At 40.0% G+C, this 16,959-nt stretch carries 14 protein-coding genes and 1 tRNA gene; 9 read left to right on the top strand and 6 right to left on the bottom strand.

The window, feature by feature from the left end; all coding sequences use genetic code 11:
* The first annotated feature begins 149 nt into the window (after nucleotides 1-149).
* The 8 genes from K1X56_04260 to K1X56_04295 all read left to right on the top strand — a co-directional run bounded on the left by K1X56_04260 (nucleotide 150) and on the right by K1X56_04295 (nucleotide 9,806).
* Nucleotides 150-2,555, top strand: coding sequence for a choice-of-anchor B family protein (locus tag K1X56_04260; GenBank protein MBX7093912.1), 2,406 nt, complete (start codon nucleotides 150-152; stop codon nucleotides 2,553-2,555).
* Nucleotides 2,556-2,607: 52 nt separating this feature from the next.
* Nucleotides 2,608-4,020 carry a hypothetical protein gene (locus K1X56_04265; GenBank protein ID MBX7093913.1) on the top strand — a complete coding sequence of 471 codons (1,413 nt, stop codon included), beginning with the start codon at nucleotides 2,608-2,610 and terminating at the stop codon, nucleotides 4,018-4,020.
* Nucleotides 4,021-4,046: 26 nt separating this feature from the next.
* Nucleotides 4,047-4,409, top strand: coding sequence for a hypothetical protein (locus K1X56_04270; GenBank protein ID MBX7093914.1), 363 nt, complete (start codon nucleotides 4,047-4,049; stop codon nucleotides 4,407-4,409).
* 4 nt (nucleotides 4,410-4,413) lie between these two features.
* Nucleotides 4,414-6,540 carry a methylmalonyl-CoA mutase gene (gene scpA, locus K1X56_04275; GenBank protein MBX7093915.1) on the top strand — a complete coding sequence of 709 codons (2,127 nt, stop codon included), beginning with the start codon at nucleotides 4,414-4,416 and terminating at the stop codon, nucleotides 6,538-6,540.
* Nucleotides 6,533-7,447, top strand: coding sequence for a mechanosensitive ion channel family protein (locus tag K1X56_04280; GenBank protein ID MBX7093916.1), 915 nt, complete (start codon nucleotides 6,533-6,535; stop codon nucleotides 7,445-7,447). Before scpA ends, K1X56_04280 begins: the two co-directional genes overlap by 8 nt.
* Nucleotides 7,444-8,496 (top strand): magnesium/cobalt transporter CorA, encoded by a 1,053-nt coding sequence (gene corA / locus K1X56_04285; protein MBX7093917.1) that lies wholly within the window; start codon nucleotides 7,444-7,446, stop codon nucleotides 8,494-8,496. The genes K1X56_04280 and corA overlap by 4 nt, the downstream gene beginning before the upstream one ends.
* Nucleotides 8,487-8,909, top strand: a complete 423-nt coding sequence (locus K1X56_04290) for a hypothetical protein (GenBank protein ID MBX7093918.1) — start codon at nucleotides 8,487-8,489, stop codon at nucleotides 8,907-8,909. Before corA ends, K1X56_04290 begins: the two co-directional genes overlap by 10 nt.
* A 192-nt stretch (nucleotides 8,910-9,101) precedes the next feature.
* Nucleotides 9,102-9,806 (top strand): hypothetical protein, encoded by a 705-nt coding sequence (locus K1X56_04295; GenBank protein MBX7093919.1) that lies wholly within the window; start codon nucleotides 9,102-9,104, stop codon nucleotides 9,804-9,806.
* A 44-nt stretch (nucleotides 9,807-9,850) separates the two neighbouring features.
* Here the strand turns inward: K1X56_04295 and K1X56_04300 are convergent, their stop codons facing one another.
* The 3 genes from K1X56_04300 to K1X56_04310 form a co-directional block, all read right to left on the bottom strand.
* Entirely contained in the window at nucleotides 9,851-10,753 is a 903-nt protein-coding gene (locus K1X56_04300) for a transglutaminase-like domain-containing protein (protein MBX7093920.1), read from the bottom strand.
* A 110-nt stretch (nucleotides 10,754-10,863) separates the two neighbouring features.
* A complete protein-coding gene (locus K1X56_04305; GenBank protein MBX7093921.1) occupies nucleotides 10,864-11,757 on the bottom strand; it encodes a nucleoside phosphorylase in 894 nt (297 codons plus the stop codon).
* 2 nt (nucleotides 11,758-11,759) lie between these two features.
* Nucleotides 11,760-12,503 carry a DUF4197 domain-containing protein gene (locus K1X56_04310; protein ID MBX7093922.1) on the bottom strand — a complete coding sequence of 248 codons (744 nt, stop codon included), beginning with the start codon at nucleotides 12,501-12,503 and terminating at the stop codon, nucleotides 11,760-11,762.
* An 86-nt stretch (nucleotides 12,504-12,589) separates the two neighbouring features.
* Between K1X56_04310 and K1X56_04315 the strand changes: the two genes are divergently transcribed.
* Nucleotides 12,590-13,834 carry a competence/damage-inducible protein A gene (locus K1X56_04315; GenBank protein ID MBX7093923.1) on the top strand — a complete coding sequence of 415 codons (1,245 nt, stop codon included), beginning with the start codon at nucleotides 12,590-12,592 and terminating at the stop codon, nucleotides 13,832-13,834.
* Here K1X56_04315 and ttcA read toward each other — a convergent pair.
* The 3 genes from ttcA to K1X56_04330 form a co-directional block, all read right to left on the bottom strand.
* Entirely contained in the window at nucleotides 13,831-14,640 is an 810-nt protein-coding gene (gene ttcA / locus K1X56_04320) for a tRNA 2-thiocytidine(32) synthetase TtcA (protein MBX7093924.1), read from the bottom strand. The genes K1X56_04315 and ttcA overlap by 4 nt on opposite strands.
* Before the next feature lie 280 nt (nucleotides 14,641-14,920).
* Nucleotides 14,921-14,993, bottom strand: a tRNA-Pro gene (locus K1X56_04325).
* Between the two features lie 76 nt (nucleotides 14,994-15,069).
* Nucleotides 15,070-16,959, bottom strand: a 1,890-nt coding sequence (locus tag K1X56_04330; GenBank protein MBX7093925.1) for a gliding motility-associated C-terminal domain-containing protein, incomplete at its 5' end; no start/stop codon positions are given.

Here is a 16,959-nt window from a genome sequence, read left to right on the forward strand (position 1 = left end):
ACTGGAATTATGATTCAGAATGGGAGAATTCCCGAGAATCATGGTGCAATAATAATAAAAAATATTAACCTGCAAATAAAAATTAAGCAACCGATAATGGAATGCTCAGAACCGCTTCATCATACAAAGGGTAAATTCAAACCGTAATTATGTTTGAATTGGTATATTGTTGCGTTATTCTTAGTGCTATGCGTTATTTCCTGCTTTTTCTTTTACAATTCGTCTGTTTTTTTGCTGATGCTCAGTTGAATATGACGCTTTTGAGTCATGTAGACTACAATCCCACCCACAATTCAGGATGCAGCAATCTTTGGGGATATACCGATGAGCTGGGAAATGAATATGCGATTGTGGGACTAAATAAAGGGACTTCTATAGTTGATGTGACCGACCCTGTAAACCCGGTTGAAAAGTTTTTTCTGGCCGACTCCAATTCCATCTGGCGTGAAGTGAAAGTTTGGGGAGATTATGCTTATATCACCACCGAGGAACATGCCGGATTATTAATCATCGATTTGTCACCCTTACCTGCATCTACCGTTTTACCCAACTACCGGTTCTTTGGAGATATTTCAAATCCTTTTTCATCGGCACATTCGCTGTTTATCGACGAAAACGGAATATTATACATTCACGGTGCAAATCGTGGAAATGGAGGTGTAATCTTTTTTGACCTTAGTGTAGATCCGATTAATCCACCGGAAGTTGGTTCTTACGATGCGCATTATGTTCACGATAGTTATGCAAGAGGAGATACCTTGTATACGGCAAATATTGTGGATGGATTTTTTACTGTTTTAGACATCAGTGATAAATCAAATCCGATTGTACTCGCTACCCAAAATACACCCAATAATTTTACGCATAATACCTGGTTAAGTGATGATGGAAAATATCTGTTCACTACAGATGAAGTTTCCAATGCATCGATTGCATCTTACGACATCACCGATATGGGTGATATTAAACTACTAGATCAGGTGAAATCAAATCCAGGGTCGGGTTCTATTCCTCATAATGTGTACTATTATCAGGGCTGGTTGATTACTTCGTATTACAGAGATGGAGTGGTGATTCATGACGCACATGATCCCTATAATCTTATCGAAGTCGGAAATATTGATGTTTCTCCATTAAGCGGAAATGGCTTTAATAGTATTTGGGGTGTTTATCCTTATTTTAATTCGGGAACCATCATCGCTTCCGACATCGAAAATGGCTTATATGTTTTTGGAAGAACACTTGTTCGCGGTGCGATGTTGCATGGTACGGTAACCAATTTTAGTGATGGAAGTCCAATTTTTAATGCCACCATTTCAATCCTCAATCAATCAGTAAACACGAGTTCCGATTTGGCCGGTAACTATAGAACGGGTTTAGGTCAATCAGGTGTTTTCGATATCGCGTTTTCAAAACCCGGTTTTTTCCCGGATACCTTGTTTAATGTTTCCATCACCAATGGTGATACCACTTTTGCAAATATGGCTTTAGTTCCTTTTACCCCGATATCGGTGAGCGGACAAATTACCGAAGTCGGAAGCGGAATTCCCATTGCAGGTGCGCAGGTCGTTTTTAAAAACAATGATTTTACCTTCTCGGCAATCAGTGATGCAAGTGGAAATTATTCCATTCCTTCGATGTATCAGGGACAGTATAACCAGGTATGCGGACATTGGGGTCATTGGAATAATTGCGATCTGGTCGATTTTCAATCATCCGTAAATACACGTAATATTTTATTGGAAAAAGGTTATTATGATGATTTTGCACTGGATTTTGGATGGACCGTATTTTCTGGCGCAGATGGTGGAAATTGGGTGCGTGAAATTCCAATTCCAGCAGGTTTACCGGATGGTACACCTAGTAATCCCCACTACGATGTGTTAAGCGACTGCGATTTAATTTGTTTTCAAACCGGAAATCAAGCCGGAACCGCAGCAACGGCCGATGTAGATGGTGGCCCGGCCATTCTCACTTCACCGGTTTTTGATGCTACTCAATATACAGATCCATGGATAGGTTATGAGCGATGGTTTTTCAACTATGTAGGTCAGGGTCCTCCCAACGATACACTAAAAATTATGATTACAGACGGTATCGATACGGTAATTGCAGAAAGTATTACGGTGGATAATACGCCAACTTCTCAATGGGTTAGTTCCGGATTTCAAATTTCTGCTCTCATGGTTCCATCTTCCAGCATGCAGATTATATTTTACACGGAAGATGATTGGATCCTTGGTGCAAATTACCTCGAGGCAGCGGTGGATCGTTTTTATATTTCAGAAGGGAATCAATTAGGACTTTCAGAGCAAGCGCAAGAAAACATGTCGTGGAAAAGCTATCCAAATCCTTCCAATGGCTTTATTCATTTTTGGTTCGATGATGTTAAATCCTCATCGCACCAGGTGAAGATTTTTGATCTCAGTGGTAAATGCCTTAAAAATCTGAATATTCCGTTCTCCGGATATGGTATCCAGCTCGATCTTTCTCCCGGAATTTACTTTTTAACAAGCGAAAATTACCCAACTATTAAATTGATCATTTCCGAATAATTTCATTGGCAGGGAATTTCTTTTCCTATTTTTGTGGTATTGACCACACATTATGGAAAACGAATTATTTAAGGATTTTAAATCGGTAGACGCAGATGAATGGATGTCTGCCCTCCTTAAGGAATTAAAAGGAAAATCGTTTGAAGACACGCTGGTATGGAATACCATTGAAGGAATTCGCCTTGAACCTTTTTATGATCAATTAAAAAAGAACGTTGGTGTCCCAGGTACTGCTCCCTACCGGAGAGGAATCAATAAGCCTTTTAATGCATGGGAAATTGATTTTAAGGTGGATTACCAGGCTGATGACCATTCTGCCAATAAAGAAGCGCTTCAGGCTTTATCGGATGGGGCTAGTTCAATTACGTTTTCAGGTGATCTAAGTTCAGTTGATTTAAATCAATTGCTGAATGGAATTGAATTGCCTTATGTGGAAATACGATTTGAGCATAGCGGAAAAAACAAAGCAACACTAATCCACAAGTTAAAAGAATACTATAAAGGAGATCCGGCATTATTACGTGCTGGAATTTATTCCGATCCCATTGGAGAAGCATTACTAGCCGGTGGATTTGAACAGGATTTTAAATCTGCTTTTTCGAGTCACGTGTTAAGTCGCGGTTCTGAGTTTCCTTTAATGCACAGCATTACCGTTGATGCAGGAATCTATCACAATGCAGGTGCAAATACGGTTCAGGAATTAGCTTTTGCGCTGGCACATGGATATGAATATTTACACATGATGCTGAATGCCGGAATAAAATTAGAAGATGCAGTTACCCATATCGAATTTCGGTTTGCCAATGGTCCCGATTTTTACATGACACTTTGTAAATACCGTGCATTTCGTCAATTATGGGCAACCATTGTTAAGGCTCATCAACCTGAACATGCCTGTACCTTATTGCCGTATACTTTTGGACTAAGCTCAGATTTATACCGGTCCGATTATGATCGTTATACCAATTTGCTTCGTTTTACCACCGAGGTTTTTGCAGCCGCTTCCGGATCGTGCAATGCGTATCGGGTAGAGGCGTTTGACAGAAGTGTGGATGCTGATAAACATTTTGCGCTTCGTATCGGTAAGAATATTCAGCTTGTATTACAAGAAGAATCACATGTGGGTAGAGTGACAGACCCGGCCGGTGGTTCCTATTATTTTGAGCATTTAACGGATGAATTGGTAAATGCTTCCTGGTCCTTGTTTCAGCAATTGGAAAAAGATGGAGGATTTATTTCATCCATCGAAAAAGGAAAAATTCAAAACGAAATTAAATCGAGCGCTGAAAAGTTAAAGCAGCTTTTTGAATCCGGAAAATTGAAAATGATTGGTGTTAATGTGTTTCACAACAAACAAGAAAAAACTGCAACTCTGCCTAAAGCACAATCTTCCGGTACGTTAAACGAGTTTGATTCAGTTCAATTATTACGCTTATCGGATTTAATTAAAAAGGAGATGGCTTGAGGCACGATGCTCAAATAGTGCGAGTGATGGAAGGCGGTACCGGGATGTTTTATCTTTGGTCCGACGGGATATTGTCGTACAAATACGATGCAGCCGGGAAAGCCATTAATTTGAGAATGCTGGAATTGGATATTAAGGCAATTGATGGATTAAGAGAAGGAGAAAAAATAAAATTTTTAAGCGACCTGAGGGGCGTCTCCAAATTTGAACCGGAGCATCGTAAAGTGATTTCTCAACATATGGGAATTGCATTTGTAAAAGCAGCAGCTTTAATCGACTCACCGGTATCGAAAGTGATCATGAATATTTTTATGATTTTAAATCGTCCCTCTATACCGTCGCGAATTTTTAATGATATGGATTCAGCCACTCTTTGGCTTAAACAATAACACCATGAGAATTGATTTTTCAACCATAACACCATTGGAACAAAAGGAGAATGAAACTTCTTCTTCACAAGGTGAATTATGGAAAACCCCGGAACAAATTGACGTAAAACCGTTTTATGCGGCAAGTGACTTAAAACATATCGAACATTTACGTTTTGCAGCGGGATTGGCACCGTATTTACGCGGACCATATGCCAGTATGTATACTATTCGGCCGTGGACCATTCGTCAGTACGCTGGATTTAGTACGGCTGAAGAATCGAATGCATTTTACAGGAGGAATCTGGCTGCTGGTCAAAAAGGATTATCCGTTGCATTCGACCTTGCCACTCATCGTGGATACGATTCCGATCACCCGCGGGTAACGGGTGATGTTGGAAAAGCAGGTGTTGCTATTGATTCGGTGCTGGACATGAAAATTTTATTCGATCAGATTCCATTGAATGAAATGAGCGTATCGATGACCATGAATGGAGCGGTACTTCCAATTATGGCATTTTACATTGTAGCAGCAGAAGAACAAGGTGTAAAACCGGAAGAATTATCCGGTACCATACAGAATGATATTTTAAAAGAATTCATGGTTCGGAACACGTATATCTATCCTCCCGGACCAAGCATGAGGATTATCGGAGATATTTTTCGATACACTTCGCAATACATGCCCAAGTTCAACAGCATTTCCATTAGCGGTTACCATATGCAGGAAGCGGGTGCTACTGCCGATATTGAATTGGCCTATACCCTTGCAGATGGATTAGAATATTTGCGCACCGGTAAGGAAGCCGGTCTGGATATTGATGATTTTGCTCCACGTCTTTCTTTCTTTTGGGCTATTGGGATGAATCCATTTATGGAAATTGCAAAAATGAGAGCAGGTCGTTTATTGTGGAGTAAGATTGTAAAATCGTTTCATCCGAAAAATGAAAAATCACTTGCATTAAGAACGCATTGTCAAACATCCGGATGGAGTTTAACTGAACAGGATCCATTCAACAACGTTGCCCGAACCTGTATTGAAGCAATGGCTGCTGCATTCGGAGGAACACAATCCTTACACACCAATGCATTAGATGAAGCCATAGCATTACCCACCGATTTTTCTGCACGCATTGCACGAAATACTCAACTCTATTTACAGGAAGAAACCAATATATGTAAAGCCATCGATCCATGGGGTGGTTCTTTTTATGTAGAAAATCTCACGCATGAATTGGTGCATAAAGCATGGAAATTAATAGAAGAGGTAGAAGCTTTAGGAGGCATGGCAAAAGCCATTGAAACAGGTATTCCTAAAATGCGAATTGAAGAAGCTGCTGCGCGTCGACAAGCACGGATTGACTCGGGTAGAGAAGTGATTGTAGGGGTAAACCGCTATCAAAGCGGAGAGAATGTTGCGATCGATATTTTGGAAGTTGATAACAATAAAGTGCGTGAATCGCAGATTGAACGCATCCAAAAAATGAAAGCAGAACGGAATCAGCAGGAGGTTGAAAAATGCTTGCTTGAATTAGAAGAAGCTGCAAAAAATAATACCGGGAATTTATTGGAACTTGCTGTTAATGCTGCACGAAACAGAGCGACATTGGGCGAAATTTCTATGGCATTAGAAAAAGTGTATGGTCGTTATAAAGCGCAAATACGTTCCATTTCCGGAGTATATTCATCCGAAGCTATGCAGGATATTGATTTTAAAAAGGCTTGTGATTTAGCAGATGCATTTGCTAAACAAGAAGGGCGTCGTCCCCGAATAATGGTGGCCAAACTCGGACAGGATGGTCACGATCGTGGGGCTAAAGTAATTGCTACTTCGTTTGCGGATATGGGATTTGATGTTGACATCGGTCCATTGTTTCAAACGCCGGCAGAAGCTGCACGACAAGCAGTGGAAAATGATGTGCACATTCTTGGTGTTTCATCGTTGGCGGCGGGACATAAAACATTAATTCCTGAAGTAATTTCCGAATTAAAAAAATTGGGTCGCGAAGACATTATGGTTGTAGCCGGAGGTGTAATTCCACAGCAGGATTATTCCTTTTTATTCAATGCCGGTGTGGCAGCGGTATTTGGACCCGGTACTAAAATTCCGAAAGCAGCAGCTGAAATTTTAAGCATCATGCTTAATGAATGAAGTAACCAAAATAACGAAAGGATGGGGGACCTTTGATATTGGTCCCTATACATTCGAATGGTCGATGCTGGTAAAAATTGCCATCATTATTGGTTTTTCCATTATTGCATTGCAGATTGTTCGATTGGTGATGAATCGTTTTATTCATCGCAATTCCGATTACCTGAAAGTTGATGCAACGCGATTAAAATTTTTCAGAAGTGCATTAAATGGATTAATTTATTCCATTGCATTCATTGGTGTAATTTATGTTATTCCTCCATTTAGAGCAGTATCTGTAACCTTACTTGCATCCGCAGGAATTTTTGCAGCCGTTTTAGGTTTCGCATCACAGCAGGCTTTTTCAAATATTATTTCCGGAATATTTGTTGTGTTGTCTCGTCCTTTCCGTGTGGGAGATGTAATTCGTGTTGGCCGGGATGGAAGTGCTGCCAATGAATTGGTGGGTACAGTTGAAGATATTACACTACGACACACCGTGATTCGCGATTTTCAAAACCGCCGGATTATTATTCCAAATAGTGTCATCAATATGGAGGTCATCACCAACAACAACATCGTTGATGAAAGGGTACGCCGTATTATGAATATCACTGTTGCTTATGAAACCGATATCAATAAAGCATTATTGGTTATTACCGACGAAATAAAAAAACATCCCTATTACCTCGATGGAAGAACAGCCGAAGAAGTTCGCTTAGGAGAACCGGAAGTCAATTTACGTGTGGTTGAATTAGGTGCTAATGGCGTTACCATTCGCGCTTATATCTGGGCAGCCAATTTCGATTTGGGCTGGGATATGTTTTGTGATCTCAATAAATCTATTTTGGAGCGATTCAAAAAAGAGAGAATTGAGATTCCGTATCCACACCGGACAATTGTATATAAAAAGGATATTTCAGAATGACAGACATTCGTAAAAAACTTGGTCAACCCTCCGGTTCGCTCATTCACATGGGAAGAGAGCAGGGTCATGATGTTGAAATATCTGTAATGGATTACAATGAAGAGTTTTTTAAAGAATTTAAAGTTGAAAAACCCGAAGAACTAAAACACTGTTTATCCTCCAAAATTATTTCCTGGATTAATGTAGATGGAATTCACGATCCGGATACCATTCAGGCCATAGGTGAACAATTTAATTTGCATCCGCTGCTACTCGAGGATGTAATGAATCCGAATCATCGTCCAAAAATCGAGGAGTTTGATAAATACATTCACTTCACCCTAAAAATGCTCGCCTATAACCACGCCACGCGTGATATTGAAATGGAGCAGGTGAGTTTTGTATTGGGCGACAGTTGGGTAATTTCTTTTCAGGAAACACCGGGTGATGTTTTTGATACCATTCGGGAGAGGATTAGAAACGGAAAAGGCCGAATCCGAAAAAACGGAAGTGATTATTTAGCTTATGCACTTTCCGATATTATAGTAGATCATTATTTCATCATTGTTGATGAATTGGATGAGGATATTGACCGGTTAGAGCATGCGATTCTGAATGAAAAGAACATAGAGGTAATGAAAGAAATTCAACGACTCAAAAAACAATTAATGAGTCTGAGAAAATCCATTATTCCGGTTCGTGATGCAGTAGGAAATCTGATGAAAGGAACTTCTAATTTGATTGATGACCGCACTACGTTTTATTTAAAAGATGTATACGATCATACCTTGTATCTAACCGATTCGATAGAGGTTTACCGAGAAATGCTGAATTCATTAATGGAGGTCCATTTATCGAGTTTGAGCAATCGCTTAAACAACGTAATGAAAGTTCTCACTATAATCTCAACCATTTTTATTCCACTTACGTTTATAGTGGGAGTATATGGTATGAACTTTAAAGTAATGCCTGAGATCGATTGGAAATATGGATATCTCAGCGTTTGGATTTTGATGATAACCGTTACACTGGTTTTGATTATTATTTTAAAGCGAAAAAAATGGATGTAAAAAACATTTCATATCCACCCAAAATTTTACTGGCCTGGGGAGAAGCCATTTCCGGAAATGCTGCTATTCGCGATTGGTTAATCCAAAACGGATATCCTGAATTAGGCATTTTTACTTTTGCGCTGCGGAATAAAGATGATGCCCGCGAATGGTTAATGAAAAATGGATTCCCGCATTTAATGGCGCTGATCAATGGTGCAGAAGGGAATAGTGTTGCCCTTGAATGGTTGAATCGTTTTGGATATCCTGTTTTAGAAATGATGGCCAGGGTAGGAGATGGGGATGAGCGCGCTTATCAATGGCTGCTTGAAAAGGACTACCGCGAATTTGCCATGATCGCCAAAAAGATCGAGTTCGTAAAAGACCAGATCGAAATGGACAATAACGATCCCCATCGTATCTCTCCCGATTGAGATGTTACAGGCATTCATCCCAATTCTTTATTCGTTATTAACAAGACTAGTTTTTTCGTTTCGTTTTAATTGACTGATAATCAACAAAACCGAAATGTTTCGACAAAAAAATGTGAATTACTTTATTTCCTTGGTCCGTTAAACTTTGCACGCTTTGTTTTATTTTCAGACCTCGAAATTTACACCGGACAGATGAGGAAAATTTTACTTTTCGCAGTACTTAGTTTGCCATTGTTAGCCCAGGCTGGCGATGATGATAAAAAGAAGAAAAAAGATTTCTTTGAAAACACTTACGTTGGATTAAACTGGGGTCCGGATTTTTACATTTGGAAAGACAAAGCTTCTGCAGGTTCTACCGGTTATTCGTACTACCCACAATTCAGTCAGACATTAGGACTCGAATTTGTAAAAGGAGTTTCAGAAAAAGTATTGATTTCAGTCGGCTTGCAAAACTCAGTTAAAGCATTTGAACGAACCGATGAATGTTTGACTTGTCCACCCGAAAACACCTACACACCGGTTTCTGTTTTTAAAACCTATTATACGCAGGTTCCGGTTTCTGCCTATTTTTTATTGAGCAATTCACGTTTGGATGTGATCGGAATTCTTGGTGTAAACAATAGTTTTTTCCGTCAGGCTAAACAAGAAATGAATGCCTATGATGGATCAACACAACATTTCAGTCCAAATTCCTCCTTCAGAAAATACATGATGACCATTAATGCAGGTGTTGGATTTAATTACAATGTAAACCTCCATTTTTCCTGGGGCATGAATGTACTTTATCATCAGCCAATCATTAAAGATTTTTATTCATCAGGTACTAAATACGCAAATGATCCTGCAGTAAAAATGTTTGGATTTGGAATGAATACTTCGGTGTATTACAAATTCTGAGAAAAGATATTCCAATGAAAAAGGGGACAATTTGTCCCCTTTTTTTATATCGTTCCATTCGGATCTTCGCCGGCATCAACACATTGGTAAAGCAGTTTTAGTTCTTCTACTTTATCCGGATATCCGGATTTTTCATAGGAATAAATCAGGTTGGTAATTAGTCTGCGAACGATGGCCAGATTATCGCATGGTTGGAAAAATTCCGGACGAGGTTTAATTTTTAGTTCAGCAAGGAACTGCTCAATTTCTTTCGCATTAAAAATGGTACCGCGGCTGAATGGGTTAATGTAAAACATCACCCCGTCCGGGTGATCTTGTCCCAATTTTTTAAGCAAATTCAATTCATCCAGATAACACAATACAAAATGATTCGGCAGATTAACTCCCTTTATCGGAATATCCAGTTGTTCGCAAAGCAAAATATAGATAATAGAAAGCGATAATGGATTTCCTTTTCCGCTTTCTAAAACATTGTTTAAATATGAATTTTGAGGCGCATGATAATTTTTCTTGTTACCGTCAAACCCATGCACTTCAAATAAAATATGATTGAGAATTTTTACCTGCTCAAACGAAGTAAGGTTGTCGTTCAATTCCAGCCAGACATCCTGCTTTAATTGGTTCAGTTTTTTTCGGATTTTACCTTCATCCAAATCCGGATATTGATAACGGTTAACCAATAATACACCCTGAAGCAAATCATTAGCTCCTTCGTTCACCCAATTTTCAAGTTGAATGCGAACACTATCGAACTGAATCTGGTGAATGATATTTTCAATCCGGTTTTGAAAAACCAGACCATAACGGTTATTCTCCCAAAAATTTTCAAGGGCTGGAATAACTTCCGGACCATACGAAAGCAATTTATCCCGAATCTGAGAATAAATTTTCTCATCGGGATCATCGATCAGGGTGATCAGAGCATTTATCTCTTTTTCATTTGCCATTCCGAAGGATTGCCTATTTATACCTTTTGGGTTAGGACAAAGTTACGTTGGCAAAGAGGTAGTTTTTAATAGAGGAATGTTGATTATGAACAAATGAAACGTAATAAACCCTAAATGCGATTTAATACAGTTTCAATGAGGCGGTCGATCGTCTTATGGTAATCCTTGGAATATTCCCGCTTATAACGATTGGCAATGATTGCACATACCGTGATGGCCTGGTGTCCGAGTAATGCCGATAAGCCATACAAGGCTGAAGTTTCCATTTCATAATTGCAAATACGATGATCCCCAAATCGGAAATTCCGAAGCTTTTCATTTATGTCTGCATCATAAGTGGGAATACGTAAAACTCTGCCCTGCGGACCATAAAATCCATTGGAAGTGGCCGTAATCCCTGGAATCATATCTGCCGACATTTTACCAAAAAGACTCGACGAACCTTTAACAAAATAGGGAGGATTTAGTCGGGACGACCATCCCGTATGATCGATGAAATGTTGTTCCAGATCAATTTCTTCCTGCTCCTGTTTATAATCGTAAAAGCCAAGAACACCATCAAAACCGACGGAATGAGTGGAGATAACAGCGCTGTCAACCGGAATATCCTCCTGAAGCGAGCCCGATGTTCCCAAACGCACGATGTTTAAAGAACGGAGCTCCTTTTTTATGGTTCTGGATTTTAAATCGATATTCACCAGAGCATCCAATTCATTCAGCACAATATCAATGTTGTCGGTTCCAATTCCCGTACTTAAAGCTGTAATTCGTTTGCCATTGTATTCACCCGTGTGGGTGACAAATTCCCGGTTTTCTACTTTGCATTCAATTTTGCTGAAGTGCCTGGAAATTTGTGCAACCCGGTTCTGATCTCCAACAACAATAATATCGTTGGCTAATTGTTCGGGTAAAAGATTTAGGTGATAAATAGCACCGGCAGGAGTAACAATTAATTCAGATTCCTCAATGGGACGTTCCGATTCTTTCCGAGCTCCGTAATGCATGATTATTTATTATCCAAACTACCAAATACCGTTTTTAAAATGTCGCTTACACGAGCCATAGGATCTTTACGGATTTTTTTCTCCTCATCGGCAATCAGTGTAAACAATCCTTTCATTGCACCTTTGGTGACATAATCATCCAGATCAGGATTAATTTTTTCACCACCGGTGAGAGCGGTTAATTGATTGTATTTAGTGATGAGCGGATTCCAGTAATCTGTAAGTTTCACCGTTTTTAAAGCATTCTGAACTTTCGGTTTAAAGGTGGCATAAAGTTCATTAGAGGTTTTGTCCTGCAGGTATTGCGTTGCTGCATTATCCGGTCCGTTTAAGATGTTAAAACCATCGCCAATGCTCATGGAGGTAATGGCATTCAGGAAAATGGGAGCAGATTCTTTACACGCTTCTTCAGCACCGTGGTTCATGGTTTCTACAAACTTATCCACCTGGTTTTTCATTCCCACCGCTTCAACCTTTTCTTTTACTTTAATAGCATCCGGAGGAAATGGAATAAAAATCAATGGATTTTTTAAAAAACCATCAGCTTTAGACGCAGAGGAAGAAGAATTATTTGTTCCAACAGAAAGCGCTTCGCGAAGACCACGAATTACTTCTTCATTGGTTAATTTTTTTTCAGTGGAACCATTTCCCATTACCTGATTGGCGGTATTGAGCGTATTTTCAAGTTCAGTGCAGGATGTAAATCCAACGATCGCTGCAAACAAAATAAGATGCTTGGTGTTCATATCAGTAGTTTATGATCAAACTTACAAAAATTTTGCCATCCTGACCAAAGCCGTATTTTCAGCAGAATTTCCGTTAATTTTAAAGCATGCAAGCAGAAATTATATCCATTGGCGATGAACTACTCATCGGTCAAACCATCAATACAAATGCCGCCTGGATGGGAGAGCGCTTAAATAGTGCAGGATTTGAAGTGAGAAAAACAGTTTCCATTGCAGATAAAAAGGATGAAATCTTTTCAGCCTTAAATCAAAGTCTTCAGTCGGCACAAATCGTCTTAATTACGGGTGGACTAGGTCCTACCAAAGATGATATCACCAAACATGCTTTATGCGAGTATTTTGGAACTACCCTGGTAAGAAATGAAGAGGTTTTGCATTGGATAGAAGAGTTCTTTTTGAAAAGAGGACGTGTGATGCTGGAGACCAACCGGCAGCAGGCAGATTTGCCTAAAGATTGTCAGGTATTGATCAATAAAGTCGGAACAGCATCCGGAATGTGGTTCGAGAAGGAGGGTAAAATTGTGGTATCCATGCCGGGGGTTCCTTATGAAATGAAATACCTCATGGAAGAGGAGGTTATGCCCCGCTTGCTGAAGCATTTTAATCCTGAACAAATCCTTCATCGAACCATTTTAACGCAGGGAATCGGAGAATCTTTTTTAGCGGAAAAAATTAAGGATTGGGAGAATCAGCTTCGAAAAGAAGGATTGTCGCTTGCTTACCTGCCATCTCCTGGTATTGTTAAATTAAGAATAACGGCCAGGGGAAAAGATGCGGAATATTTGAAACAACGTATTCACTTTTTTGAGCAGGAATTACTTCCTCAAATAGCTGAATTTCATTTTGGATTTGAGAAGGAAAACCTGGAAGAAATCGTTGGGAATATGCTGCGTGAAAAAAAGCTTTGGCTTTCTACGGCAGAAAGTTGTACCGGTGGATTTATAGCTCATAAAATAACCTCCGTAAGCGGGAGTTCAGATTATTTTAAAGGCAGTATTATTTCCTATTCCAATGAAATAAAAATAAATCAGTTAAATGTTCAGGAAGCTTCACTTAAAAACCATGGCGCTGTGAGCCAGGAGGTAGTTGAACAAATGGCTGCAGGAGTAAGATTAAAGCTGAATACAGATTATTCAGTTGCCGTAAGTGGAATAGCGGGTCCAAATGGTGGATCAGAAGAAAAGCCGGTAGGAACGGTTTGGATTGCCGTTGCTGGTCCGAAAGGCGTTACCAGTCGGAAATTTTTATTTGAAAACAACCGCGAGCGAAATATTCTCAGAGCTTCTCTTGCCGCTTTAATGATGTTGCGGATAGAATTGTTAAAGCATTAAACATTTTCTTCTTCTGGAAGCTTGCTTTTTAATTGCAAAAAATCGTAGAGTTGCGTGTCGTATAAATGTGAAGGGTGAATTTTACCCAAAGCAGTAAAAATAATTTGCTGGCGGTCCGGATACTTTTCTTCCCAGTCGCTCATCATTTTCTTGATCACCTTTCGCTGCATGTTTTCCTGTGATCCGCATAAGTTACAGGGGATAATCGGAAATTTCTTTTCTGAAGCATAAAAACTAATATCCTTTTCACGCACATAGGCTAGTGGACGAATCACTACATGCCGACCATCATCTGTTCTGAATTTGGCGGGCATCGCCTCCATTTTACCGGCGAAAAAAAGGTTTAAAAAGAAAGTCTCAATTATGTCGTTTTGGTGGTGACCAAGCGCAATTTTAGTGCATCCTAATTCCGTTGCTGCATCGTATAAAATACCTCGGCGCAATCGGGAGCACAAACTACACATGGTTTTTCCTTCAGGAACTTTATCTACCACCACAGAGTAGGTATCGCGTTCGTAAATTTTAAAATTTACGCCAAGTTGCTGAAGATAGGAGGGGAGTACTTCTTCAGGAAAACCGGGTTGTTTTTGATCGAGATTTACAGCAATAATTTCGAAGCTGTTTTTCATGGCCAACTGCAAATGCAAGAGCATGTCCAGCATAGTGAAACTGTCCTTACCCCCGCTTAAGCAGACCATAATTTTATCACCCGGAACAATCATTTCAAAATCGTTCACAGCTTCCCATACTTTCTTTCGAATGCGATGTGCGTTTTTTTCTACCAGTTCCTGATGATTCAATTCCATAATGCAAATGTAGAACAGTTTTCCTTAAGAAAATAATTGTCCGTTTTATTGATCAGATGTTGAATGAAAACAGATGAATGGATTGATGAAAGGGGTGTTTGATTAAAAAAAAGAGGAGACAAATATCTCCTCTTGGTGTCGGGATGATGCTGACGTAAAAGTCAGCACGACCACGCGCTCCTAAATTTTCCAGGCAATCACCTCAATTTTCGTCCAATTAGAAATTTGAAAATTTAAGGCTTTGATAAAAAAAAGAGGAGACAAATATCTCCTCTTGGTGTCGGGATGACTGGACTCGAACCAGCGACCACACGCCCCCCAGACGTGTACTCTACCAACTGAGCTACATCCCGATTGGGATTGCAAAAATAAAAAAATATGCGCACAAAAAAATCCCCGGTGCTTGCCGGGGATCTAATTTCAGTTCGACTATTTCATTAAAGTGACAGTTCCATTGAATTCAAGTTCTTCACCTGTGACTTTCGTAACTTTAATGATGTAAAAATAAGTCCCATCAGGAGCTAGTTTATTATCTTTTTTACCATCCCAGTTTTGAGTTATTCCATCGTAACCGGTCATGAATACTCCCCAGCGGTTGTAGATGCTAACATGAATCATCGATATTCCTTTGTGAATAATTTCAAATTCATCATTGGTGCCATCACCATTTGGTGAGAAAACATTGGGGATGATTAATTCATATTCTTCGTACAAGGTTAGAACAGTCCATGCCGTGTCAACACATCCATTTGCATCCGTTACAACCAACATGAGGTCCGGATTTCCTGGAACTGTATAGGTGAAACTTGGTTCACTTGCAGTAGAGGATTGTCCCAATCCATTATCCCACAAATAAATTAATCCTGTTCCGGTGGAGGTATTGGTCGTGTTCACTACAAGAGGAATGGTGCCGCTTGTAGGTGTAGCTGTGAAACTTGCAACCGGTGGAGTAGCATTGTTTACAACAACAACATCACTGGCAACACAGCCATTTGCATCTGTCACTACCAGAGTATAGGTTCCTGAAGCTGTAACGGTTGGTGTGGTGGTGGTAGAACCTGCGGAAATGGTTCCACCTGTCCACTGATACGTAATTCCATTACCGGAGCTAGAACCTGTTCCATTCAGGTTTACCTGATTTGGATTACAAGGCAGAATTTGGTCTGCACCTGCATTGGCGGTTGGAAGAGCATTTACTACAATTGTCATCGTATCTACATCACCACATGAACCCGGAATGGAGTAAGTGATAATGTTGTTTCCAATAGAGGCATTAGCAGGATTAAATGAACCTCCGCTTGTAACTCCATTTCCTGACCATGTACCACCTCCATCAACAGCGCTTAATTGAACTGCCGCTGCATCTGCACACAGTGGTGATTGTTGGGTAATGGTAGCGTCTTGAGGTGGATTAACCGTAACGGTTACTTGTTCGGTAGCAGAACAAATAGCAGAGAAGAAAATATCGTCCAAACCAAAATCATTTCCGCCAAGCGTTGTATTCTGATTTACGATACAAATTACTGCTGTAGTGCTTGCTCCGGAATTCCATGTTGTATAAAACTCAATCCATTGATTCGTTCCGGCCGGTGCCTGGAATGGAGTTCCTAATGCAGTTCCGTTAATGGAAAACTGAAGTAGGGCAGGACTACCCGGTGCCAGTGTACTCACCCAGGTGGAAAATACATAATCGGTATTGGGTTGAACACTGATAGTTTGACACCATACCGAACTATTTGGAGTACCGGATCCATTTACAATCATGAAATTTCCGGTTCCGGTTGTGTGATCAGAACCAACAAAAGAAGGATGTGAAATACTTGCATCTGTAGCAACATAATAGGTTCCTTCCGGTTGGGTGTTGTTAGTGAAAATATAATCACTATTAAATCCGGTGTTTCCAGAAGAGAAATCGCCATTGTTCACTGAGTTGTTGCTTACCGTATATCCGGTTACAGTGTAGGTGGTGGTGGTTGCCGGACAAACTGTTTGACCCGATGCTGTTGAATCTGTCATTCCAGTTCCCGGAGTCCATGAATAAAAATCAGCTCCGCTAACGTTAAGTGTGGCGCATTCACCAATGCAAATTGTGGTGTCGTTGCTAATGGTTAATGTAGGTGTTGGAGAAACGGTCACCAATACGGTATCACTATCGGTGCAACCTCCACCATTTACAGTTAAAATGTAACTGATGGTAGTTGCAGGTGTTGCAACCGGATTAGAAATAGTAGTTGAGGATAATCCGGTAGAAGGACTCCATGAAAAGGTTCCCGTTCCGCTTCCGTTTAGTGTGATAGAACTTCCCTGACAAATAAAGGC

Source organism: Flavobacteriales bacterium, assembly GCA_019694795.1.
Classification (GTDB): domain Bacteria; phylum Bacteroidota; class Bacteroidia; order Flavobacteriales_D; family UBA2798; genus UBA2798.